Source organism: Saccharothrix texasensis, assembly GCF_003752005.1.
GTDB classification, from domain to species: domain Bacteria; phylum Actinomycetota; class Actinomycetes; order Mycobacteriales; family Pseudonocardiaceae; genus Actinosynnema; species Actinosynnema texasense.
On sequence record NZ_RJKM01000001.1, the window covers coordinates 1,444,975 to 1,471,970 of the forward strand.

At 76.1% G+C, this 26,996-nt stretch carries 2 protein-coding genes and 1 pseudogene; all 3 read right to left on the reverse strand.

Annotation, left to right across the window (positions count from 1 at the left end; all coding sequences use genetic code 11):
- Positions 1-27: 27 nt before the first annotated feature.
- Positions 28-1,164: pseudogene (locus tag EDD40_RS43225) on the reverse strand (beta-ketoacyl synthase N-terminal-like domain-containing protein); the annotation flags it as partial.
- On the reverse strand, positions 1,164-11,630 hold the full coding sequence (locus EDD40_RS05355; RefSeq protein WP_123741897.1) for a type I polyketide synthase: 10,467 nt from the start codon (positions 11,628-11,630) through the stop codon (positions 1,164-1,166). The gene EDD40_RS05355 and the pseudogene EDD40_RS43225, both read right to left, overlap by 1 nt.
- Positions 11,620-26,988, reverse strand: a complete 15,369-nt coding sequence (locus tag EDD40_RS43230) for an SDR family NAD(P)-dependent oxidoreductase (RefSeq protein ID WP_342777754.1) — start codon at positions 26,986-26,988, stop codon at positions 11,620-11,622. Before EDD40_RS43230 ends, EDD40_RS05355 begins: the two co-directional genes overlap by 11 nt.
- Positions 26,989-26,996: the final 8 nt, after the last annotated feature.

A 26,996-nucleotide genomic window follows, 5' to 3' on the forward strand; every position in this document is an offset into this window, starting at 1 on the left:
CAGCGCCAGCACCATCTTGATCACGCCGCCGACGCCCGCCGCGGCCTGGGTGTGGCCCAGGTTGGACTTCAGCGAGCCCAGCGACAGCGGCGTGTCCCGGTCCCGGCCGTAGGTCGCCAGCACGGCCTGCGCCTCGATCGGGTCGCCGAGCACCGTGCCGGTGCCGTGCGCCTCGACCGCGTCGACGTCCGAGGCGGACAGCCCGGCGTCGGCGAGCGCCTGCCGGATCACGCGTTGCTGCGACGGGCCGTTGGGCGCGGTCAGGCCGTTCGACGCGCCGTCCTGGTTGACGGCGCTGCCCCGGATCACGGCCAGCACGGGGTGCCCGTTGCGCCGGGCGTCGGAGAGCCGTTCGAGCAGCAGCATCCCGGCGCCCTCGGCCCACCCGGTGCCGTCGGCGTCGGCGGAGAACGACTTGCACCGGCCGTCGCGGGCCAGCCCGTCCTGGCGGCTGAAGTCCAGGAACGGGCCGGGTGAGGCCATCACCGTCGCGCCGCCCGCCAGGGCCAGCGCGCACTCGCCCCGGCGCAGCGCCTGCGCGGCCATGTGCACCGAGACCAGCGACGACGAGCACGCGGTGTCGATCGTGACCGCCGGCCCCTCCAGGCCGAAGACGTAGGAGACGCGGCCGGACGCGACGCTGCCCGCCGTGCCGGTGCCGAGGAACGCGTGCGCCTGCTCGGGGATCTCCGGCAGCCGGGACGCGTAGTCGTGGTACATCACGCCGACGAACACGCCGGTCCGGCTGCCGCGCAACGTCGTGTGGTCGATCCGGCCGTGCTCGAACGCCTCCCACGCGGTCTCCAGCAGCAGCCGCTGCTGCGGGTCGACCACCAACGCCTCACGGGGGCTGATGTCGAACGGGGCCGGGTCGAAGTGGCCCGCGTCGTGCAGGAACCCGCCTTCCCGGGTGTGGCTGGCCGCGACGTCGGCGGCCGACCACCCCCGGTCGACCGGGAACGGCGTCACCGCGTCCCGGCCCTCGGCCACCAGCCGCCACAGGTCCTCCGGCGACCGCACGTCGCCGGGGTAGCGGCAGGCCATGCCCACGACGGCGATCGGCTCGCGCGCCGCCTCCTCGGTGTCCCGGAGGCGTTGCCTGGTCTGCCGCAGGTCGGCCGTCAGCCGCTTGAGGTAGTCCAGCACCTTCTGGTCGTCGGCCATCACGTCGCCCCGAGTTCCTGGTCGATGATGTCGAGCATCTGGTCGAGGTCGGCGGTGTCCAGTTCGAGGTCGTCGGCGGTCTCCGGCGCGTCGGCCGGCTCCTGTGCGAGGCGCACGGCCAGCAGCGCCTCCAACCGCTGCCGCACCCGCGCGCCGTCCTCCTCGCCGAGCGCCGCCAGCGACCGGGCGAGCACGTCCACCTGGGCGAGCGCGACGGCGGCGTGGTCGGGACGCAGCCGCTCGGCCAGGTGGTCGGCCAGCGCCGTCGGGTTCGGGTGGTCGAACACGACCGTGGCGGGCAGCCGCAGCCCGGTGGCCGCGTCGAGCCGCCGCCGGATCTCCACCGCCGCCAGCGAGTCCAGCCCGAGGTCGGTGAACGGCCGGCCGGGCGGGACGTCCTCCGCCGAGCCGTGGCCGAGCACGGTCGCGACCGTCGACCGCACCAGGGTCAGCGGGTCGACGTCCTTCCGGACCTCCACGGCCTTGGCCGCGCGTGGCCGCAGGGTCGCGGCGGACACCCTGGCCGGCAGCAGCACCGCGTCGTCGAGGCCGAGCGCGGCGTCGAACAGCGCGAGACCTTCGGCTTCGGTGAGCGGCGCGACCCCGTCCCGGCCCAGCCGCTCGCGGTGCGCGTCGGACAGCGACCCGCCCATGCCCACCTCCCACAGGCCCCAGGCGAGCGAGACCGCGGGCAGTCCCCCGGCGCGCCGGTGCTCGGCGAGCCCGTCGAGGAAGGCGTTGGCCGCCGCGTAGTTGCCCTGACCCGCGCCGCCGAGCAGCCCGGCGGCCGAGGAGAACAGGACGAGCGGCACGTCGGTCAGCTCGTGCAGGTGCCACGCGGCGTCCACCTTGGGCCGGAACACCGCGTCGAAGCGGTCCGGCGTCAGCGAGGACAGCACTCCGTCATCCAGCACGCCCGCCGCGTGCACGACGGCGGCCAGGTCCGGGATCGTGGCCAGCAACGCGGCCAGCGCGTCCCGGTCCGCCACGTCGCAGGCGACGGTCCGGAACCCGGCCACCGGGGTGCCGCTCCGGCTGACCAGCACCGCCCGGTCGCCGAGGTGGCGGGCGATCAGCCGGCCCAGCGCGCCCGTGCCGCCGGTGACCAGCACCGTGCCGGCGGGCAGCTCGCCGTCCGGGGCCGGTGGCGCCGGCACGAACCGCGGTGTCACCACCTCGTCGCCCCGCACCAGCAGGAACCGGTCCGGGTACTCGGCCTGCGCCGCCCGGACCAGGCCGTGGACCGCGGCGTGCGCGAGGTCGTCCGACACGACGATCGCCAACCGGGAGTCCGCCGACCTCGGGTCGGCCGGCCAGGCGCCCAGTTGCGCCAGCACGTCGGCGGTCGCGGCCCGGGCGGCGGTGGGCGGATCACCCTCGACCAACGGGACCACGTGCCGCACCACCCCTTCGGGCACCGGCTCCCGCGTCCACGTCACGCGGTGCAGCGGTCGGGGCACGGCGGCGGGGCGCAGCGCCAGGCTGCCCACGGTGGCCACCGGCGCGCCGAAGTCGTCGGCGAGGACGAGCGAGACGGAGTCGGGGCCGGTCGGGGTGAGGCGCACCCGCAGCGTCGACGCGCCCCGGCTGTGCACCGTCACGTCGGTCCACGCGAACGGCAGGAACGCGTGCCCGGCGCCGACCACCAGGTCGCCGGGCACCACGACGTGCTGCGCCACGTCCCGCAGCGCCGGGTGCAGGCCGTAGCCCCCGCCGTCGGGGACGGACACCTCCGCGAAGACCTCGGTGACCTCCGCGCCGCCCGCGTCCCGGGCCGCCCGGCGCCACACCGCGCGCAGGCCGCGGAACACGGGGCCGTAGTCGAGGCCGGCCGCCGCGAAGTCGTCGTACAGCTCGTCGATCCCGATCTCGTGCGCACCCGGCGGCGGCCAGTCGGTGAGCGGCACGGCGGGCGCCGCGTCGTCGCCGAGCGCACCGGTGGCGTGCTTGGCCCACTCGCCGCCCTCGGGACGCGCGTGGATGGTCAGGTCGTGGTCGGACACCACGAGCTGCACCTCGACCGCCGTGCCGTCGGGCACCACGAGCGGGTTGTGCAGCGTCAGCTCCGCCACCCGGCCGGCGCCGACGCGCGTCGCCGCGTGCCCGGCGAGCTCCAGCAACGCCGTGCCGGGCACGACGACCTGGTCGAACACCCGGTGCTCGGCCAGCCACGGGTGGGTCGCGGTGCTCAGCCGCCCGTGCAGCAGCAACCCGCCGTGCTCGGCGAGCTCCGCCACCGCGTCGACCATCGGGTGCTCGGCGTCGGCCCGCCGCCGAGCCGCGGCGCCGGGCCAGAAGCGCTTGGGCTGGAACGCGTAGGTCGGCAGCTGCGCCCGCCGCGTCGGACGCCCCTCGTACACGCGCGTCCAGTCGACCTCGACGCCGCGCGCGTGCAGCTCCGCGACGGCGTCGAGCAGCGCCTCCTCGTCGGGTCGGTCGCGGCGCAGGGCGGGGGTGAACCCGCCCGTGCCGCTGAGCGCGCCGCTCGGCCCGACCTCCAGGAACGTCCGCGCACCGAGGGACTCCAGGTGGCGCACGGCGTCGTGGAACCGCACCGCCTCGCGCGCGTGCCGGACCCAGTGCTCGGCGGTGAACTCGACGGGCGTGCCGGTCAGCGTCGACACCACCGGGATGGCGGCCGGACCGAAGGACAACCCCTCGACCACGGCGCGGAACCCGGCCAGCATCGGGTCCATCAGGTGCGAGTGGAACGCGTGGCTGACCTTGAGCCGGGTGCCGCGCTCGAACCGCGCCGCGACCGCGAGCACCGCGTCCTCGTCACCGGAGACGACCGTCGACCGCGGACCGTTGACCGCGGCGACGGTCACCCCGTCGGTCAGCAGGGGCAGCACCTCCTGCTCGGACGCGACGACCGCCGCCATCGCCCCGCCGGCGGGCAGCGCCTGCATCAGCCGGCCGCGCGCGGTGACCAGCGTGCACGCGTCCGCCAGCGACAGCACGCCGGCGACGTGCGCGGCGGCGATCTCGCCGACGGAGTGCCCGGCCACGAAGTCGGGCCGCACGCCCCAGTGCTCCAGCAGCCGGAACAACGCCACCTCGAACGCGAACAGCGCGGGCTGCGCGACCCCGGTCTCGTGCACGGCGTCGGTGTCGAGCGCGTCGCCCAGCCCCAGGTGCGCGCACACCTCGTCGAACGCCCGCGCGAACACGGGGAACGCCTCGCGCAGCCCGGCGGCCATGCCGGGGTGCTGGCTGCCCTGGCCGGAGAACAGGAACGCCACCCGGCCCGCGTCGTCACGCCCGCCGGTCACCTCGGCGAGCCGCTCCATCAGGGCGTGGCGCGTGCTGCCGGCGAAGCCGATCCGGCGGTCCAGGTGCGCGCGCGTGGTGGCGAGCGTCCACGCCACGTCCAGCGGGTGCTCCGGCGTCGCCCCCAGGTGCGCGAGCAGCCGTTGTGCCTGCTCGCGCAACGCCGCGTTGTCCTTGGCGGACAACACCCACGCGACCGGCCGGGCGTCGTCTGTCGGTTCGGCGGTCTCCTCGTCGGCCTGTTCGACGATCACGTGGGCGTTCGTGCCGCTGATGCCGAACGACGACACGCCGAACCGGCGCGGGCGGCCCGCCTCGGGCCACGGCCTGGCCTGCGCCAGCACCTGCACGGTGTCGGCGCCCCAGTCGGCGTGCGGCGTGGGTTCGGTGACGTGCAGGGTGCGCGGCAGCACGCCGTGGCGCACGGCCTGCACCATCTTGATCACGCCGGCGACCCCGGACGCGGCCTGCGAGTGGCCGAGGTTGGACTTGAGCGACCCGACCCACAGCGGCTCGGTGCGCTCCCGGCCGTAAGTGGCGAGCAGCGCCCGCGCCTCGATCGGATCGCCCAGGCGGGTGCCGGTGCCGTGCGCCTCGACGGCGTCGACGTCCGCCGGGGAGAGTCCCGCGTCGTCGAGCGCGCGCTGCAGGACGCGCTGCTGCGCGAGACCGTTGGGCGCGGTCAGGCCGTTGGACGCGCCGTCCTGGTTCACCGCCGTGCCGCGCACGACCGCCAGCACCTGGTGCCCGTTGCGGCGGGCGTCGGACAGCCGCTCCACCAGCAGCACGCCGACGCCCTCGGCCCACCCGGTGCCGTCCGCGGCGGCCGAGAACGACTTGCAGCGGCCGTCCTCGGACAGCACGCGCTGCCGGCTGAACTCCGTGTACGTGCCCGGTGTCGCCATCACCGTCGCGCCGCCGGCGAGCGCGAGCGAGCACTCGCCGCGCCGCAACGCCTGCGCCGCCCAGTGCAGCGACACCAGGGACGCCGAGCACGCCGTGTCCACGGTGACCGCCGGGCCCTCCAGCCCGAAGGCGTACGCGACCCGCCCGGACAGCACGCTCGCGGAGTTGCCGGTGCCGATGTAGCCCTCGACGGCGTCCCAGTCGCCCCGCCACAGGTCGGAGTAGTCCTGGCCGTTGGTGCCCACGAAGACGCCCGCCGTGGAGCCGCGCACCGACTCCGGGTGGATGCCGGCGCGTTCGAACGCCTCCCAGGACACCTCCAGCAGCAGCCGCTGCTGCGGGTCCATGGCCAGCGCCTCGCGCGGCGAGATGCCGAAGAAGGCGGCGTCGAACGTGGTGGCCACGTCGAGGAACCCACCGCCCCGGGTGTAGGTGGTGCCCGGCTGGTCCGGGTCGGTGTCGAAGATGCCCGCCAGGTCCCAGCCGCGGTCGGTCGGGAACGGGCCCACCACGTCGGCCTCGGCCTCGACCAGCCGCCACAGGTCCTCCGGCGACCGCACGCCGCCGGGGAACCGGCAGGCCATGCCGATGATGGCGATCGGCTCCTGGCTCGGCGCGGCCACCGGCGTGGTGACGACCGGCCGGCGCTCCCCCGCCAGGTGCTCGGCGAGGGCGGTCGGCGTCGGGTGGTCGAACACCAGCGTCGTCGGCAGCGACCGGCCCGTCGCGGCGGCCAGCCGGTTGCGCAGCTCGACGGTGGTGAGCGAGTCGAACCCGAGGTCCTTGAACGGCCGGGACACGTCCACCGAGTCGGGGCTGCCGTGGCCGAGGACCGTGGCGACGTGCGCGCGCACCAGGTCCAGCACGGTGCCGTGGTCGGTCTTCGCCGCCGGCGTGACGACGGTGGCGCGGGCGCCGACGACCAGCGGCCGGTCCGCGGCCACCGCGCTGTCGAACATGGCCAGGGCCTCGGCAGTGGACAGCGGGGCGTACCCGCTGCGGGCCAGCCGGGCGCGGTCCGCCTCGCCCAACCCGCCGGTCAGACCGCTGTCCTCGGCCCACAGGCCCCACGCGATGGAGACCGCGGGCAGGCCGCGGGCGCGGCGGTGCTGGGCGAGCGCGTCGAGGAACGCGTTGCCCGCCGCGTAGTTCGCCTGCCCCGCGCCGCCGAGCACCCCCGCCAGCGACGAGAAGAGCACCAGGGGCACGTCCGTCAGCTCGTGCAGGTGCCACGCGGCGTCCACCTTCGGGCGCAGGGCGGTGGCCAGCCGCTCGGGGGTCAGCGACTCGACCGTGCCGTCGTCCAGCACGCCGGCCGCGTGCACGACGGCGGTCAGGCCGGGCAGGTCGGCGAGCAGCGCCGCCAGCGCGTCGCGGTCGCCCACGTCGCAGGCCACCACGCGGACGTCCGCGTCCAGGTCGGGCAGCGGGTTCGGGCCGCCGCCGCGGCTGACGAGCACGAGGGTGCGCACGCCGTGCGCGGTCGCCAGGTGGCGTGCGAGGAGCGTGCCCAGGGTGCCCGTGCCGCCCGTGATGAGCACGGTGTCGCCCAGCTCGACGACGGGGGCGGTGAGCACGAGCTTGCCGGTGTGCCGGGCCTGCCCCAGGAACCGGAACGCCTCCGGTGCCTGCCGCAGGTCCCACGCGGTGACCGGCAACGGCGTCAGCGCCCCCGCCTCGAACAGCGCGCCCAGTTCGGCGAACATCTCCCGGATGCGGTCCGGCCCGGCTTCCACCAGGTCGTAGGCCCGGTAGAGGACGCCGGGGTGCCGCCGGGCGACCTCGGCCGCGTCCCGGATGTCGGCCTTGCCCATCTCCAGGAACACGCCGCCGCGCGGCAGCAACCTCAGCGAGGCGTCCACGAACTCGTCGGCCAGGCAGTCCAGGACGATGTCCACGCCGTCGGCGAAGCGCTGCTCGAACTCCAGCGTGCGCGACGACGCGATCCGCTCGTCCGGGTAGCCGAGCGACCGCAGCACGGGCCACTTCGGCGGGCTGGCCGTGCCGTGCAGCTCCAGGCCCCAGTGGCGGGCGAGCTGGGTCGCCGCCATGCCGACGCCGCCGGTGGCCGCGTGCACCAGCAGGGACTGCCCCGCCCGCGCGCCCGCGAGGTCCACCAGGCCGTAGAACGCGGTGAGGAACACGACCGGCGTGGAGGCGGCCTGGGCGAACGTCCACCCGGTCGGCACCAGCGCCAGCATCCGGTGGTCGGTGACCGCGACCGGACCCATCGCGCCGCCCGCGAACAGGCCCATCACCTCGTCGCCCGCGGTGAAGTCGGTGACGTCCGCGCCGACCTCCAGCACCACGCCCGCGGCCTCGCCGCCGATCTTCGCGTCGTCGCCGGGGTAGAGGTCCAGGCCGATCAGCACGTCCCGGAAGTTCAGGCCCGCCGCCCGGACCGCGATCCGCACCTCGCCGGGCCCCAGCGGCTCGCGGGGCGACGGCACCGGCGCGAGGTTCTCCAGCGTCCCGCGCTCGGTGACGTCCCAGTGCCAGTCGGTGTCGGGCGTGCGCGGCACGTGCAGCGGCACGACCTTCGGCGTCCACGCCTCCCGACCGCGCAGCACCACCTGCGGCTCGCCGGCGGCCACCCCGCGGGTGACCAGGTCCGCGGACGCCTCGTCGGTGTCCACGATGGACACCCGGCCGGGGTGCTCGGCGATCACCGAGCGGACCAGGCCCCAGACCGGGGCGGCGGCGAGGTCCGACACGTGGTCGCCGACCGCGTTCCGGGTGACGACCACCAGGTGCGGCCGGTCGCCCGCCAGGTGCTCCCGCACGGCCCCGAGCACCCGGGCCAGCGCCTCCCGCGCGCCGGAGACCGGGTCGGCGGCGCCGGTGACGTGCAGGACGTCCGCCTCGACGCCCTCCTCCGGCAGGGCCAGCGGCACCCAGTCGACCCGGGAGAGCGGCGACCGCGCGAGCCCGGCGCCCACCGTCCGCAGGACCAGCGACTCGACCGCGAACACCGGCACGCCGTCCTCGTCCACGGCCGTGATCTCGTGCCCGTCGCCGTTCGGGCGGACCCGGACGCGCAGCCTCGTCGTCGCCGACCGGCGCATTCGCACGCCGGTCCACGAGAACGGCACCCGCACCTCGTGCGCCGGGGTGTCCAGGACGTGCAGCACGGCGTCGAGCAGGGCCGGGTGCGGGTCGAACCGGCCGGGGTCGCCGGACAGCCGCACGTCCGCGTGGAGGTCGTCGCCGGCGCGCCACGCCGCTGCCAGCCCCCGGAACACCGGCCCGTAGTGGTAGCCCTGGTCGGCCAGCCGCTCGTACCGGCCCTCGAGGTCGACCGGCTCGGCGTCGGCGGGTCGGTCGAAGCCCCGCAGCGGCGCGCCGGCGGGCGCGAGGACGCCCATGGCGTGCGCGGTCCAGTCGTCGCCGAGCCGGGAGTGGACGGTGACGCGGCGGTGGCCCCGGTCGTCCGGCGCCTGCACCGCCAGCTGCACCTCGGCCGGCACCGTCAGCGGTGCGTGCAGCACCAGCTCGGCCAGCACCGGGCACCCGACCCGCTCGCCCGCGTGCACGGCCAGCTCGACGAGCGCGGCGCCGGGCACGACGGGCTCCCCGAGCACGGCGTGGTCGGCCAGCCACGGGTGCGCGTCGAGCGACAACCGGCCCGCCAGCAGCACGCCGTCGCCGTCGGCCAGCCGCACGGCGGAGGTCAGCAGCGGGTGGCCGGACGCGGCGCCGTAGTCGAGCTCGTTCGCCAGCCAGAACCGCTCCCGCTGGAACGGGTAGGTCGGCAGGTCGGTCCGCCGCGCCTCGGGCAGCCGCCAGTCCACCGCCACACCGCGGACGTGGGCCTGCGCCACCGCGTGCGCGAACCGGTCCGGCCCGCCGTCGTCGCGGCGCAGGGTGGACAGCACCACCGGACCGTCCGCCAGGGCGGTCGTGAGCACGGGGTGCGGGCTCGACTCCAGCAGCACGCCGATCCCGTCGGCCAGCGCGGCCTGCGTGGCGCGGTGGAACTCGACCGGTTCGCGCGCGTTGCGGTACCAGTAGTCGGCGTCGAGCGTCGAGGTGTCGACCAGCGCGCCGGTCACCGACGAGTAGAACGGGATGGCCGAGGACCTGGGGCGGACCGGGGCGAACGCGGCCAGCAGCTCGTCGCGGATCGCCTCCACGCGCGGCGAGTGCGCGGCGAAGTCGACCGGCACCCGCTTGGCCCGCAGCTCCTCGCGCGCGAGCAGCCGGTCCAGCGCGGCGGTGTCGCCGGAGACGAGGGTGGAGCGGGGGCCGTTCACGCCCGCGATGCCGAGCCCGTCCTCCAGCAGGGCGCGCACCTCGTCGACCGGCAGCGGCACGGACGCCACGCCACCGCGCAACGCCGGTGACAACACCGCCTTGGCGCGCAGCGCGATCACCCTGGCCGCGTCGTCGAGCGACAGCGCGCCCGCGACCGCCGCCGCCGCGACCTCGCCCTGCGAGTGGCCGACGACCGCCGCGGGCACGACGCCGTGGTGCCGCCACAGCTCGGCCAGCGACACCATGACCGCCCACTGCGCGGGCTGCACCACGTCCGGCCGGTCCAGCGGGCCGGCCAGCTCGGTGACGAGGTCCCAGTCCACGTGGGACCGCAGCGCGGCGGCGCACTCGTCCAGCTTCGCCGCGAACACCGGCGAGGACCGGTACAGCTCCACACCCATCCCGGACCACTGCGCGCCCTGGCCGGGGAAGATCAACGCCACCCCGCCGGACGCGGTCGCCTCGCCGGTGACGACGTCCGCGGCCGGCTCGTCGCGCGACAACGCGCCCAGGCCGGCGCGCACGTCGCCGAGCACCACGGCCCGGTGGCGGAACGGCGTGCGGGTGTGCGCGAGCGACCACGCCACGTCGGCCGGGTCCGCGTCGAGGTCCAGCAGCCGCGACGCCTGCTCCCGCAGCGCTCCCGGGCTCTTCGCGGACAGCGCCCACGGCACCCGGCCGAACCCGCGGGCCGGCTCGGCGGGTTCCGCGGGTTCGGCGGCGTGCTCCACGATCACGTGCGCGTTCGTCCCGCTGATCCCGAACGACGACACCGCGGCCCGGCGCGGCCGGTCGGCGGCCGGCCACGGCGTGGCCTCGGTCAGCAGCCGCAGCTCCCCCGCCGACCAGTCCACGTGCGGCGACGGCTCGCCGACGTGCAGGGTCTTCGGCGCGATGCCGTGGCGCATGGCCATCACGACCTTGATCACGCCCGCGACACCGGCCGCCGTCTGGGTGTGGCCGAGGTTCGACTTCACCGAGCCGAGCAGCACCGGTGTGTCCCGGTCGCGCCCGTAGGTGGCCAGCAGCGCCTGCGCCTCGATCGGGTCGCCGAGCCGGGTGCCGGTGCCGTGCGCCTCCACCACGTCCACGTCGGCCGGGGTGAGGCCCGCGGCGGTGAGGGCGTCGCGGATCACCCGTTCCTGCGCCGGCCCGTTGGGCGCGGTCAGGCCGCTGCTCGCGCCGTCCTGGTTGACCGCGCTGCCGCTGACGACCGCCAGCACCGGGTGGCCGTGCCGGCGCGCGTCGGACAGGCGCTCCAGCAGCAGGAGCCCCGCGCCCTCCGACCAGCCGGTGCCGTCGGCGTCGGCCGAGAACGCCTTGCACCGGCCGTCGGCGGCCAGCCCGCCCTGCTTGGCGAACTCGGTGAACGTCCGCTGGGTCGCCATCACCGCGACACCGCCGGCCAGCGCGAGGTCGCACTCGCCCGCGCGCAGCGACCGCGCCGCCAGGTGCAGCGCGACCAGCGAGGACGAGCACGCGGTGTCGATGGTGACCGCCGGGCCGGTCAGCCCGAACGCGTAGGCGAGCCGGCCGGAGGCGACGCTGCCCGCGCTGCCGGTGCCCAGGTGGCCGGCGACCTCCTCGGGCGGCGTGCGGAACCGGGACGCGTAGTCGTCGTACATGACGCCCGCGAACACGCCGGTCCGGCTGCCGCGCACGGCGTCCGCGGTCAGGCCGGCGCGTTCGAACGCCTCCCAGGACACCTCCAGCAGCAGCCGCTGCTGCGGGTCCGTGGCCAGCGCCTCGCGCGGCGAGATGCCGAAGAAGCCGGCGTCGAAGTCCGCGGCGTCGTGCAGGAACCCGCCGAGTCCCTCGCCCTCCCAGTCGCGGTCGGTCGGGAACCCCGTGATGGCGTCGCCGCCCGAGGCCACCAGCCGCCACAGGTCTTCCGGCGACCGCACGCCTCCGGGGTAGCGGCAGGCCATCGCCACGATCGCGATCGGCTCCTGCGCGTCCGCCAACCGCTGCCGGGTCTCCTGCAGCTCGGCGGTGACCCGCTTGAGGTAGTCGAGCAGTTTCTCGTCACCGGCCACCGGGACCTCGCTTCACGTTGAGCGTGTTGTCGATGAACGCGAAGAGCTCTTCGGCGGTGGCCGACGCCAGGTCGTCCGCCGGTCGCTCCTCGGGCAGCAGTTCCCGCCCCAGCCGCTCCGCCAGGTCGGCGGGCGTGGGGTGGTCGAACACGACCGTCGCGGGCAGCCGGACGCCGGACAGCGCGCCGAGCCGGTTGCGCAGCTCGACGGCCGTCAAGGAGTCGAACCCGAGGTCGAGGAAACCCCGGTCGGGGGCGATCTCCGCGGCGGTCGCGTGGCCGAGCACGCCCGCCACCTCGGCCCGCACCACGTCCAGCAGCAGGTGCGCCCGTCGCTCCGGCGGCGCGGCGGCGAGCCGTTCCGCGAGGCCTGCCACGGGTTTCGGCGCGGGTTCGGGCCGCCTCAGCCTCGCCGCCACCACCGCGGGCGACCCGTGGCCGAGTGCCGCGTCGAACAGCACCATCGCCTCGGCCGGGCTCAGGGGGCGCAGGCCGGACCTGGCGATCCGCTCCCGGTCCACGTCGGTCAGCCGGCCGACCATGCCGTCCGGGTCGTCCCACCAGCCCCACGCGATGGACACCGCGGGCAGGCCGCGCGCCCGGCGGTCCTCGGCCAGCGCGTCGAGGTAGGTGTTGGCGGCGGCGTAGTTGGCCTGGCCGGGCGAGCCGAGCGTGCCCGCCGTCGAGGAGAAGAGCACCAGCGGCACGTCGGTCAGCTCGTCCAGGTGCCGGGCCGCGTCCACCTTGGGGCGCAGCACGTCCGTCAGCCGGCGCGGGGTCAGGGACTCGACCACGCCGTCGTCCAGCACGCCGGCGCAGTGCACGACGGCGTCCACCGGGTGCTCGGCGAGCAGCCGGACCAGCTGCGCGCGGTCGGCGACGTCGCAGGCCACCACCTCGAACCCGGGCACCGGCGTGCCGGACCGGCTCGCGAGCAGCACCCGGGCGCCGTGCGCGTCGCGCAGGTGCCGGGCGACCTGCCGGCCGAGCGCCCCGGTGCCGCCGGTGACCAGGACCGTCCCGGTGAGCCGCACGTCCTCTTCGGACGCCGGCGCGCGCTTGAGCTTCGGCCGGAGCACCTGGTCGCCTCGCACGACCACGTGGGGTTCGCCCGCGGGCACGACCACCTGGCCGTCTGTCTCCACGAGCACGACCCGGCCGGGCTGCTCGACCTGCGCCGACCGCACCAGACCGCGCACCGCGGCGGTGGCGAGCGAGCCGTCGGTGACCAGCACGAGCCGTTCCGCGTCCGACTGGAGCGCGGTCAGCGCCCGCAGTGCGGCGGTGTGCGGGTCGTCGGCGTCGATCCGGACGACCGTGCGGTCGGTGTCCACTCCGGACACGTCGAGCGGTTCCCAGGTCAGCACGTGCAGGTCGGCGTGCCGCCGTCCCCGCTGCGGCCGGACGACCACCGACTCGATCACCGCGAGGGGCGTGCCGTGCTCGTCGGTCAGCACGACCGACGCGCCGCCGTCGTGCGGGGTCAGGCGTGCCCGCGCGGAGGTGGCCGTGCCGAACCGGGAGATCCCGGTCAGGGCGAACGGCAGGCCCTCGCCGGCCACCAGGCCCAGGCCCTGCAGGGCCGCGTCGAGCAGCGCCGGGAACTCGTCCGCGGACACGGCGGCGTAGACCTCGTCGCCCACGCGCCGCACCTCGCGGAGCCCTTGGAACGCCGGCCCGTACTCCAGGCCGCTCGCGCGCAGCGCCGCGTAGACCTCCCGCGGGTCCACGTCCGTGCCGTCTGGCCAGTCGAACGACTCGGCGACGCCGCCGCCGTGGTCCAGCACACCGGTCGCGTGCCTGGTCCACTCGCCGGTGGTCCGGCTGTGCACCCGCAGCGGGCGCCGACCGCCCGCGTCGGGCCCGTCCACCGACACGAGCAGTTCGACCGCCTCGGTCAGCACCAGCGGCGCTTCCACCGTCAGCTCGGCCACGTGCGCGCAGCCGACGTGCTCACCGGCCCGCAACACCAGGTCGGCGAACGCGGCTGCGGGCACGACGACCTGGCCGTGCACCCGGTGGTCGGCCAGCCACGGCTGCCGGCCCACCGACAGCGTGCCGGTCAGCACCGCCGCGCCCGAGTCGGGCAGCGTCACGGCGTTCTCGATCAGCGGCGCGCTCTCCGCCAGCCAGAACCGCTGCCGCCGGAACGCGTACGTGGGCAGGTCGACGTGCCGGGCGCCGCGGAAGTACACCGCCCAGTCCACGGTCGCGCCGCGGGCGTCCAGCAGGCCGAGGGCACCGGCCAGCGCGACCGGCTCGGGCCGGTCGCGGCGCTGGGCGGGCACGGCGTCGACGATCGCGCTGAGCGCGCCGTCCGGTCCGACCTCCAGCATGGTCGCGCCGGCCAGCCGCGACACCGCGTCGGCGAACCGCACGGTGTGCCGGACGTGCCGCGCCCAGTAGTCCGGTGAGCACAGCTCCTCGGCGACCGGTTCCCCGGTCAGCGTGGACACGATCGGGATCGAGGGCGGTCGGAAGGTCATGGTCGACGCGACCGCGCGGAACCGGTCGAGCATCCCGTCCAGGTGCGCGGAGTGGAACGCGTGGCTCACCGGGAGCCGCTTGGCCGAACCGAACTCCGCCGCGACCGCGAGGACGGCGTCCTCGTCGCCGGTCAGCACCACCGACCTCGGCCCGTTGACCGCGGCGATCTCCACCCCCGGTCGGAGCCGGTCGCGCACCTCGTCCGCACCGGCCCGCACGGCGACCATCGCGCCGCGCCCGGTCACCTCGCGCATCAACGCGCCCCGGGCGGCGACCAGCGCGGCCGCGTCACCCAACGACAGCACCCCGGCGACGTGCGCGGCGGCCAGCTCGCCGACCGAGTGCCCGACCAGGACGTCCGGGCGCACGCCCCAGTGCTCCAGCAGCCGGAACAGGGCGACCTCGAAGGCGAACAGCGCGGGCTGGGCGAACTCCGTCCGGTGCACGTCCTCGGACGCCATCGCCTCGCGCAGCGGGAAGTCGAACCGCGCGCACACCTCGTCCAGCGCCTCGGCGAACACCGGGAACGCCTCGGCCAGCTCCCGGCCCATGCCCGGCCGCTGACTGCCCTGGCCGGAGAACAGGAACGCCAACCGCCGGTCCTCGGCCCGCTCGACCGGCAGCCGCAGCAGGTCGTCGACGTCCACGACCGCCGACCGGTGCTCGAACCTCGACCGAGCCGCCAGCGTCGCGCCCACGTCGGCGAGGTCCGGCCGGACGCGGGTCAGGTGCCGGTGCAGGAGCTCACCCTGCTCGCGCAGCGCTTCCGGCGTCTTCGCGGACAGCACCAGCGGCACGGCGGGCACCGCCGCCGGGGGCGGCGTGGGCGTGAACGGCGGCTCTTCCAGGATGACGTGCGCGTTCGTGCCCGAGATGCCGAACGACGACACGCCGGCCCGTCGAGCCCGGCCGAGCACCGGCCACGGCGTCGGCTCGGTCACCAGCTCCACCGCGCCGGCCGTCCAGTCGACGTGCGTGGAGGGCGCGTCCACGTGCAACGTCTTGGGCACCGTGCCGTGCCGCATCGCCTGCACCACCTTGATCACGCCCGCGACACCGGACGCGGCCTGGGTGTGGCCGAGGTTCGACTTCACCGAACCCAGCAGCAACGGCGTCGAGCGGTCCTGGCCGTAGGTCGCCAGCAACGCCTGCGCCTCGATCGGGTCACCGAGGCGGGTGCCCGTGCCGTGCGCCTCCACCACGTCCACGTCCGAAGTGGACAGACCGGACGCGGCGAGCGCGGCCCGGATCACCCGCTGCTGCGACGGACCGTTCGGCGCGGTCAACCCGTTCGACGCGCCGTCGGAGTTCACCGCGCTGCCGCGCAGCAGCGCCAGCACCGGGTGGCCGTTGCGGCGCGCGTCGGACAGCCGCTCGACCAGCAGCATCCCGACGCCCTCGCCCCAGCCGGCGCCGTCGGCCGCGTCGGCGAACGACTTGCACCGCCCGTCCACCGCCAGTCCGCGCTGCCTGCTGAACTCGACGAACGGCGCCGGGGTCGCCATCACCGTGACCCCGCCGGCCAGGGCCAGGGAGCACTCGCCGCGCCGCAGGGCCTGCGCCGCCAGGTGCAGGGCCACCAGCGACGACGAGCACGCCGTGTCCACCGTGACGGCCGGGCCCTCCAGCCCGAACGCGTAGGCGACGCGGCCGGACGCGACGCTGCCCGCGCTGCCGTTGATCAGGTAGCCCTCGACGTCCTCGGGCACGTGCCGCAGGCGTCCCCCGTAGTCGTGGTACATGACGCCCGCGAACACGCCGGTGCGGGAGCCGCGCACCGTCGCCGGGTCGATCCCGCCGCGCTCGAACGCCTCCCACGCCGTTTCCAGCAGCAGCCGCTGCTGCGGGTCCATCGCCAGCGCCTCGCGCGGGGAGATCCCGAAGAACGCGGCGTCGAAGTCGGCCGCGTCGTCAAGGAACGCTCCCTTCCGGGTGTACGAGGTGCCGCGCCGCCCCGGGTCGGGGTCGTACAGCGCGCCGAGGTCCCAGCCGCGGTCGGTCGGCAGGTCGCCGACCGCGTCGCGGCCCTCGGCCAGCAGCTCCCACAGGTCCTCCGGCGTGCGGACGCCACCGGGGAACCGGCAGGCCATCGCCACGATCGCGATCGGCTCGTCCACCGGGGTCGCCGCCACCTCGGCGGTGGTGGCCCGCTGCCCGGACAGCTCCTGCCGGAGGTGGGCGGCGAGCACGGCGGGCGTCGGGTGGTCGAACACCAGGCTGGACGGCAGGCGCAGCCCGGTCGCCGCGCTCAGCCGGTTGCCCAGCTCCACCGAGGCCAGCGAGTCGAAGCCCAGCTCGGCGAACGCCCGGTCGGCGGGCACGCGGTCCACCGCCTGGGACAGCACGGCCGCCGCCGCGCCGCGCACCACGTCCAGCAGCGAGCCCTTCACCACCACCGGCTTGGCCTCCGCCCGGGCCAGCGGCAGGCCCCTGGTGAGGTCCCGTGCCGGTCGCAGCGGCACGAGCACCGGCTCGTCCCGGCCGATCGCGGCGTCGAACAGCGCGAGTCCGTCCCGCGTGGACAGCTCGCCGACGCCGATCCCGGCCAACCGGTCGACGTCCGCGTGCTCGCTCATCGCGCTGCGCTGCTCCCACAGCCCCCACGCGAGCGAGACCCCCGGCAGCCCTCGCGCTCGGCGGTGCCCGGCCAGCGCGTCCAGGTAGGCGTTGGCCGCCGCGTAGGCCGCCTGACCGGCCGAGCCGAGCGACCCGGCGGCCGACGAGAACAGCACCAGCGGCACCCGGGTCAGCTCGTGCAGGACGAGCGCGCCGTCGACCTTGGGCCGCAGCACGTGGTCGAGCCGTTCCGGTGTGAGCCCGTCGACCACGCCGTCGTCCGACACGCCCGCCGCGTGCACGACGGCCGTCAGGTCGGGGATGCCCGCCAGCACGGCGGCCACCGCGTCGCGGTCGGTCACGTCGCACGCCACGGTCTCGAACCCCTCGACCGGGGCGCCGGACCGGCTGAGCAGGACCACGCGGTGCCGGTCGCGCAGGTGCGCGCCGACGAGCCGGCCGAGCACGCCCGTGCCGCCGGTGATCAGGACCGTGCCGGGCGACCAGCGCGTGCCCTCGGCCGGTGGCGCGAGCACCAGGCGGGGCGCGTGGAGGACGCCGTCGCGCACCGCCACCTGCGGCTCGCCGGACGCCACCGCCATCGGGATGGCCCGGTCGTCGTCCACGTCCACCAGCGCGAACCGCCCCGGGCGCTCGGTCTGCGCCGACCGCACCAGGCCCCACACCGCGGCCTGGGCCGGGTCTGGGTCGTCGGTGAACACGGCGTCGTGCGTGACGACGACCAGCCGGTCCGCGTCCTGCTGGAGCCGCGCGAGCACGGCGGCGGTGACCGCGCGGACGTCGCCCCGGGGCGCCACGAACACCTCGGCCGGCCGGCCGTCGGAGGTCGTGGGAACCCGGTCCCAGCGCACCACGCACAGCGAGCCGCCGCGTTCCCGCAGCCGGTCGCGCGGGATCGGCCGGACTTCGAGGAACTCCACCGCGAACACCGGCGCACCGGTCTCGTCGGTCGCCACGACGCCGTCACCGGCGAGGCGGACCCGGAGCCGGGTCGCGGTCGTCGGGTTCAGCGTCACGCCCCGGAACCGGAACGGCAGCACGGTGTCCTCGTCGGCACGGGCCAGGAAGACGGTGTGCAGGGCCGCGTCCAGCAACGCCGGGAACACGGCGCTCTCGACCTCCGCGAAGACCTCGGCGGTCTGCGGGGACACGCGCCGCCACGCCGCGCGCAGGCCCTGGAACGCGGGGCCGTAGCGGTACCCGCGCTCGGCCAGCCGCGGGTACAGCTCGTCGACCGCGACCGGTTCCGCACCGGCCGGCGGCCACTCGTCGGGCATGTCCGGCAGCTCGGCCGCCGCGGTGAGGGAACCGGTCGCGTGCGTGGTCCAGGAGCCGTCCGCGCGCCGGGCGGAGAGGGTGATCCGGTGCGCCGCGTCGACCCGCACCTGCACGTCCACGCCTTCCGACACCACCAGCGGCGTGCTCAGGGTGAGGTCCGCGACGACCGGCAGGCCCAGTTCGGCGCCGGCCCGCGCGGCGAGGTCGACCAGCGCGGTGCCCGGCACGACCACCGCGTCCCACACGGTGTGGTCGGCCAGCCAGCGGTGGGTGTCCGGCGCCAGCCGCCCGGTGAAGACCCACTCGTCGGAACCGGCCAGCGGGACGGCCCGGGTGAGCACCGGGTGGTCCAACCCGCCGTCCCGGTCGGGCGTCGGGTCCAGCCAGTACCGCCGCCGCTCGAAGGGGTACGTCGGCAGGTCGACGATCCGGCCCCGCGCCGGGTCACTCGCGGCCGCGGGCAGCTCATCCGGCGTCACCCCACCCCTCGCGACCGCGTCGAGGCCGTCGACGAGCTCGGCCAGGTCGCGGCCTTCGACCACCGCGCGGTGCTCGAACACCGCGCGCGTGGCGAGGGTGGCGGCCACGTCCCGCGGGCGCAGGTCGGGGTGCTCCTCGACGTGGCGGGCGAGCCTGCGGGCGGATTCCCGCAGGGCGGTCGCGGTCTTCGCCGAGAGCACCCAGCTCACCGGGCCGTCCGCCGCTTCCGAGTCGCCGGCCGGCGGCGCTTCTTCGAGCACGACGTGCGCGTTGGTGCCGCTGATGCCGAACGACGACACGCCCGCGCGGCGCGGTCGCCCGGTGTCCGGCCACACCCCCTGCTCGGTCAGCAGCTCGATCGACCCCGCGTCCCAGTCGACCTCCGGGGTCGGCTCGGTCGCGTGCAGCGTGCGCGGCACCACGCCGTGCCGCATGGCCTGCACGAGCTTGACCACGCTCGCCACGCCGGCCGCCGCCTGGGTGTGCCCGATGTTGGACTTGACCGAACCCAGCAGCAACGGCGTCGCGCGGTCCCGGCCGTAGGTCGCCTGGAGGGCCTGGACCTCGATCGGGTCGCCCAGCCTGGTGCCGGTGCCGTGCGCCTCCAGCACGTCGACGTCCGAGGGGGACAGTCCCGCGCCGGCCAGCGCCTCGCGGATCACCCGCTGCTGCGACGGCCCGTTCGGCGCGGTGAGCCCGTTCGACGCGCCGTCCTGGTTCACGGCGGTGCCCCGGACGATCGCGAGCACCGGATGGCCGTTGCGCCGCGCGTCGGACAACCGCTCCACCAGCAGGACGCCGACGCCCTCCGCGGCGCCGAACCCGTCCGCGGCGGCCGAGAAGGCCTTGCTGCGGCCGTCCGCGGCGAGCCCGCGCTGGCGGCCCAGCTCCAGGAACACCTGCGGGCCGGCCATCACCGCGACACCGCCGGCCAGGGCCAGCTCGCACTCGCCGCGGCGCAGCGCCTGGGCCGCGAGGTGCAGCGCCACCAACGAGGACGAGCACGCGGTGTCGACCGTGACCGCGGGGCCTTCCAGCCCGAACGTGTAGGAGATCCGGCCGGACGCGACGCTCGCCGTGCTGCCGGTGAGCAGGTAGCCCTCCAGTTCCCGGGGTGGGTTCGTCACGCGCGAGGCGTAGTCCTGGAAGGTCAGGCCGACGAAGACGCCCGTCCGGCTGCCGCGCAACGACTCCGGGTTGACGCCCGCCCGTTCGAAGGCTTCCCAGGAGGTCTCCAGCAGCAGCCGCTGCTGCGGGTCCATCGCCAGCGCCTCGCGCGGGCTGATGCCGAAGAACTCCGGGTCGAAGTCGGCCACGTCGTGCAGGAACCCGCCCGCGCGGGCGTAGGTCGCGCCGGGGTGGTCGGGGTCGGGGTGGAACAGCCGGTCGAGGTCCCAGCCCCGGTCGGTCGGGAAGCCGGTGATCGCGTCGACGCCGTCGAGGGTGAGCCGCCACAGGTCTTCCGGGGTCGTCACGCCGCCCGGGTAGCGGCAGGCCATCGCCACGATGGCGATCGGCTCGTCACCGCCGGTCGTGGTCGTGGTGGCGGGCCCGGTGGGGGCGGCCTCACCGCCGAGGTGCCCGGCCAGCGCCCGCGCGGTCGGGTAGTCGAACACGACCGTCTTCGGCAGCCCGAGACCCGTCGCCGCGTTCAGCTTCGTCCTGAGCCGGACCGCGCCCAGGGAGTCGAAACCCAGGTCCCGGAACGCCGTGTCGGGCGGGATCGCGTCGGCCGAGTCGTGGCCGAGCACCTCCGCCGCGAGGGTGCGGACGAGAGCCAACGGGTCGGCCGGCCGGGTCGTGGCCACCGGCTCCTCGGCCCGGCGGTCGGCGACGGTGACGCAGGTGTCGCCGTTGGCCAGCGCGTGGCCCAGTGCGGCCAGCGCCCGGTGCGGCGGCATCGGCCGGTAGTCGTCGAACCGGACGCCGGCGGCCATGCCCCCGCCCGACCAGGGTCCCCAGGCGATCGACGTCGCGGGCAGCCCGGCGGCCCGGCGGTGCCCGGCCAGGGCGTCCAGGAAGGCGTTGCCCGGCGCGTACCCGCCCTGCCCGGCGGCGCCCCAGGTGGCGGCGACCGACGAGAAGAGCACGAACGCGTCCAGCCCGCCGGTCAGCTCGTGCAGGTTCCACGCCGCCACCGCCTTGGCGCGCAGAGCGTTCTGGAGGTGCGCCGGGGTGAGCGAGTCGACCAACGCGTCGTCCAGCACGCCGGCCGCGTGGAACACGGCGTTCACCGGGTGGGCGCCGAGGACGTCCGCGAGCGCGTCCCGGTCGGCGGCGTCGCAGGCGACGATCGTGACCCGGTCCCCCAGCTCGGCGCGCAGACCGCCCGCGCCGGCCGCGTCCGGTCCGCTGCGGCTGAGCAGGACGACGTGCTCCGCACCGGCGCGGAGCAGCCAGCGGGCCAGGTGGGACCCCAACGCGCCGGTGCCGCCGGTGACCAGCGCCGTGCCCCTGGCTCGCCACTGCCCCGGCTCGTCGAGCGGCGCGGGAACCACCCTGCGGGCGAAGGCGCCGCCGGCGCGCAGGGCCACCTGGTCCTCACCACCGGCCAACACCGCCGCGAGCCGCTCACCCAGCTCTGCCGCGGCCGGCCCGCCCTCTCCGGCCCCGTCGGGCTCTGGTGCGGCAGGCGCGTTCTCGCCGGCGTGGAGCGGGGCCGGCAGCTCCACCAAGCCGCCCCACCTCTCCGGGTGCTCGGCGGCCAGCACGCGGCCCAATCCCCACACCTGTGCCTGCACCGGCGTGTCCCGCGTCCCGAACCACATCGGCGCGGTGAACCCGAGGTCGCCCCACGCCTGCGCCGCCGCCAGCGTGTTCGCCAACCCCACCGGCACCGCCGGGTGCCGGTGGTGCGGCTCCTCGGCGAAGGCCAGCAGCGACAACAGCCCCGCAGGCCGGTCACCCGCCAGGGCCTCGCTGACGCGCGCGACCAGCTCCGCCCGCTCCACCGGCCCGTCGACCACGACGCGCCGCGCGCCGGGCAGGGCCAGGTCCTCACCGGGCGGCGCGAGCACGACCCAGGTGCCGGTGACCGTCCCGCGCGGCGTGATCGGCTCCCACCGCACCCGGTACCGGTCCGCGGCGGACCGCGGTCGAACGGCGGGGGCGCCGTCCAGCCAGAACCGCTGCCGCTGGAACGGGTACGTCGGCACGTCGGCACGTCCCCCGCCGAACCCCCAGTCCACGTCGACGCCGCGCACGAACGCCTCGGCGAGCGAAGCGTGGAACCGCGCGAGACCACCGTCGTCGCGCCGCAACGACCCGAGCGCGACCGCACCCGAACCGGCCGCGTTGACGGTGTCCTGGACGGCGGGCGTGAGCACCGGGTGCGGGCTGGCCTCCACGAACACCGTGCAGCCGTCCGCGACCAGCGTCCGCGTGGCGCGCTCGAACTCCACCGTCTCCCGCAGGTTGCGGCACCAGTAGGCGGCGTCCAGCGTCCCGGTGTCGATCCGCCCGCCCGTCACGGTCGAGTAGAACGGGACCGCGACGGACACCGGCGCGATGCCGTCGAGCGCCGCCAGCAGCTCCGCCTCGATCACCTCGACCTGCGCCGAGTGGGCCGCGTAGTCCACGGGGATGCGCCGCGCCCGCACGCCGTCCGCCTGGCACGACGCCACGAGCTCGTCCAGCGCCTCGACCTCGCCCGACACGACGACGGCGTTCGGGCCGTTCACCGCCGCCACCGACAACCGGTCGCCGAACGGGGCCAGGCGGTCCCGCACCCGGTCCGCGCCCAGCGCGAGGGAGGCCATGCCGCCCTGACCCGCCAGGGCCACCAGCGCCTTGCTGCGCAGCGCGACCACCCGGGCGGCGTCCGCGACGGACAGCGCACCGGCGAACGCCGCCGCCGCGATCTCGCCCTGGGAGTGGCCGACCACCGCCGCCGGCTCGACCCCGCGGGACCGCCACAGCTCGGCCAACGACACCATCACGGCCCACAACGCGGGCTGCACGACGTCGACCCGGTCCAGCGGGCCGGACAGCTCGTCGAGCAGGTCCCAGTCCACGAACCCGCGCAGCGCCCGCGCGCACTCGTCCAGCTTCGCCGCGAACACCGGTGACGAGCGGTGCAGCTCGGTGGCCATGCCCGACCACTGAGAGCCCTGGCCGGGGAACACGAACGCCGTCCGCGCGGGCGCGGCGGTCCCGGTCACCAGCCCCGCCGCCGGCTCGCCCCGCACGAGCGCGGGCAACGCCGCCGCGTCGAGCACCGCCGCCCGGTGCTCGAACCGCGTCCGCCCGCCGAGGCCGGCGGCGACCGAGGCCAGGTCGACCTCCCGCGAGGTCAGGTAGTCGTGCAGCGCACGGGCTTGGGCGCGCAGGGCCCGCGGTGTCCGGGCCGACAGCGTCAGCACGGTCGGACCGCCCGGCGGCGGCGGTTCGGCGGCGAACTCCTCGAGCACGACGTGCGCGTTCGTCCCGGAGATGCCGAACGACGACACGCCCGCCCGCCGCGGCCGTGCCGAACGCGGCCACGCCGTCGGCGACGTCACCAGCTCCACCAGCCCGGCGGTCCAGTCGACGTGCGGCGAGGGCCGGTCCACGTGCAGGGTGCGCGGCACCAGGTCGTGGCGCATCGCCTCGACCACCTTGATCACCCCGGCGACGCCCGCCGCCGCCTGCGCGTGCCCGATGTTGGACTTCAGCGACCCCAGCAGCAACGGCGTCGAGCGGTCCTGGCCGTAGGTCTCCAGCAGCGCCTGCGCCTCGATCGGGTCGCCCAGCCGCGTGCCGGTGCCGTGCGCCTCCACCACGTCGACGTCGGCGGCGGCGAGGCCCGCGTCGGCGAGCGCCTGCCGGATCACCGACTTCTGGGACCTGCCGCTGGGCGCGGTCAGGCCGTTGGACGCGCCGTCCTGGTTCACCGCGCTGCCGCGCACCACGGCCAGCACCTGGTGCCCGTTGCGACGCGCGTCGGACAGCCGCTCGACCAGCAGCACGCCGACGCCCTCGGCCCACCCGGTGCCGTCCGCGGCGGCCGAGAACGACTTGCAGCGGCCGTCCGGCGCGAGCCCGTCCTGGCGGGAGAACTCGGTGAACAGCCCCGGTGTGGCCATGACGGTCACACCGCCCGCCAGGGCGATCGTGCACTCGCCCCGCCGCAGCGACTGGACCGCGAGGTGCAGCGCGACCAGCGACGACGAGCACGCCGTGTCCACCGTGATCGCCGGGCCGTCGAACCCGAACGTGTAGGCCAGCCGGCCGGACGCGACGCTCGCCGTGCTGCCGGTGAGCCGGTAGCCCGCGAGGTCGTCGGCGGTCTCGTGCAGCCGCGGCCCGTACTCCTGCGACATCGCGCCGACGAACACGCCCACCCGGTCGCCGCGCAGCGACGCCGGCGGAATGCCCGCGCGTTCGAACACCTCCCAGGACACCTCCAGCAGCAGCCGCTGCTGCGGGTCCATGGCCAGCGCCTCGCGCGGCGAGATGCCGAAGAAGGCCGGGTCGAACCGGTCCGCGTCGTAGAGGAACCCGCCCTCCGCCAACGGCAGGTCGACGTCCCAGCCCCGGTCGGTCGGGAAGCCGCCGACCGCGTCGACCCCGTCCGCCACCAGCCGCCACAGGTCTTCCGGCGACCGCACGCCGCCGGGGTAGCGGCACCCCATCGCGACGATGGCGATGGGTTCGTCCGGTTCTGCCCGCGGCATCGGCACGCGTTCCACGACGGACGCGGACGGGACCGGTCCGGACAGCACCTGCCCAGATGAGAGCTGCCCAGATGAGACCTGCCCGGACGAGACCGGTCCCGGCGCTGCTTCCGGTGCGGGCGGCTCGGTCACGACGGGTCGCCCGACCGCGAGCCGGGCGGCCAGCGCGGCCGGCGTGGGGTGCTCGAACACCGAGGACGGCGGCACGGTCAGCCCGGTCGCGGCCGAGAGCCGCTGCACCAGCTCCACCGCGCCCTGCGACTCCAGGCCCAGCTGCTGGAACGTCCGGTCCGGCGCGACCTCGGCGTACCCGAGCAGGGCCGCGGTCTGCGCCACGACCAGGCCGAGGAGGTCGGCGGCCGGTGCGGCGACGGCCTCGACGGCCTCGCTCACCCAGTGCCGCGACCGCTGGAAGGCGTAGGTCGGCAGGGCGACCCGCCTGCCGCGCGGCACGATCGAGGTCCAGTCGACCGGCACGCCGGCGACGTGCAGCCGGGCGACGGCCTCCAGGACCGACCGCTCCTCGGGGCGGTCGCGGCGCAGCGTCGGCACCAGCCGGGTGTCCGGCGCCGGGTCCAGGCAGTCCTCGACCATGCCGGTGAGCACGCCGTCCGGCCCCGCCTCCAGGAACGTCGTCACGCCCGCCGCGGCCAGGGACCGCACCGCGTCGAGGAAGCGCACCGAGCCGCGCACGTTGCGCGCCCAGTGCTCCGGCGACGCCAGTTCGGCCGCCGTGACCGGACGTCCGGTGACCGTGGAGACGATCGGGATGGTCGGCGGGTGGACCGCCAGGCCCCGCGCCACCTCGGTGAACCGGGCCAGCACCGGCGCCACGCGCGGCGAGTGGAACGCGTGGCCGACCTTCAGCCGGGCGGTGCGGTGCCCGCGCGCCTCGAAGTCGGCCGCGATCTCCAGCACCACGTCCTCGTCACCGGAGATCACCGTCTCGGTCGGACCGTTGACCGCGGCGACGCCGACCCGGTCCGAGCGCCCCGCCATCGCGGCCAGCAGGTCGGCCTCGGCCGCCTGCACCGCGACCATCGCGCCACCGGCGGGCAGCGCCTGCATCAGCGCGCCGCGCGCCTGCACGAGCTTCGCCGCGTCGGCCAGCGACAGCACCCCGGCCACGTGCGCGGCGCTCAGCTCGCCGATCGAGTGCCCCACGAGGAAGTCCGGCCGCACGCCCCAGTGCTCCAGCAGCCGGAACAGCGCCACCTCCAGCGCGAACAACGCCGGTTGGGTGAACTCTGTCCGGTGCACCGAGTCCGACGCCATCGCGTCGCGCAACGGGATGGTGAAGTGCGACAGCACCTCGTCGAAGGCCGCCGCGTACACCGGGAACGCCGAGGCCAGCTCGAAGCCCATGCCGGGTCGCTGGCTGCCCTGTCCGGCGAACATCAGCGCCAGCCGGCGGTCCGGCACGACCGCGTCCCGCACCACGTCCGGCGATCGACGGCCCTCCGCCAGCGCGGCCAGGCCGCCCGGGAACACGACGGCGCGGTGCTCGAAGGCCGTGCGCCCGGACGCGAGCGAGTGCGCGAGGTCGGCCTCGTCGGCGTCCACTCCGGCCAGCAGCGACGCCTGGGCGCGCAGGGCCGGCTCCGAGCGCGCCGACACCGACAGCAACGGCGAGCCGTCCCGCCGCTGCGGCTCGACCGGGTCGGGGACCGGAACCGGGGCCGGGGCTTCGGCGAGCACGAGGTGGCAGTTCGAGCCGCCCATGCCGAACGACGAGACACCGGCCACCAGCGGCCGGTCCTCGTCGGGCCACGGCGTCAAACCCGTCTGCACCACCAGGTTCAGCTCGTCCAGCGGGATGCGCGGGTGGGGCGTGGCGAAGTTCAGGCTGGCGGGCAGCTCGCGGTGCCGGATGGCGAGCGCGGTCTTGAGGAAGCCGACGATGCCGGCCGCGCCCTCGAGGTGCCCGACGTTCGTCTTGGCCGAGCCCACCAGCAGGGGGCGCGGCGCCCGCAGGGCCGCGCCCAGCGCGGCGGCCTCGACCGGGTCGCCGACGGGCGTGCCGGTGCCGTGGAGCTCCACGTACCGCACGTCCTCGACGGGCACGCCCGCCTGCTCGTAGGCGCGCCGCAGCACGGCTTCTTGCGCGGCCGCGTCCGGCACGGTCAGCGGTCCGGCGCCGCCGTCGTGGTTCACCGCGCCGCCGCGGATGACGCAGACGACGTCGTCACCGTCGGCCACCGCGCGGGACAACGGCTTGAGCACGACGAACCCGCCGCCCTCGCCGCGCACGTAGCCGTTGGCGCGGGCGTCGAACGTGTAGCAGAGGCCGTCCGGGGACAGCGCGCCGAAGCGCTCCAGCCCGACCGTGCCGCTGAAGAGCAGGGTCAGGTTCACGCCGCCCGCCAGCGCGAGCGTCGTCTCGCCCCGCCACAGGCTCTCGCACGCCAGGTGCACGGCCACCAGGGCGGAGGACTGGCCGGTGTCCACGACCAGGCTCGGGCCGCGGGCGTCGAGCAGGTGCGAGACGCGGTTGGCGATCATGCCCCGGTTCTTGCCCGGCACGGTGTAGCGGTCGGGGTCGGCGCCCAGCTTGGCGTAGTCGTCGGCGATCGCGCCGACGAAGACGCCGGTGGCCGTGCCGGCGAGGGACGCGGGCACGACGTGCGCGTCCTCCAGCGCCTCCCAGGCCAGTTCCAGCGCCAGCCGCTGCTGCGGGTCCATCGCCGCCGCCTCGCGGGGTGGAACACCGAAGAACTCCGCGTCGAACAGGTCGACATCGGTCAGGAAGCCGCCGCGGCGGTGTTCCGGCCAACGACCGGCGGGCACATCGGTGATGGCGCTGCGCCCTTCCCGCAGCAGTCGCCAGAACGCGGCCGGATCAGGTGCGCCGGGTAACCGGCAGGCCAGTCCGACAACCGCCACAGGCTCCG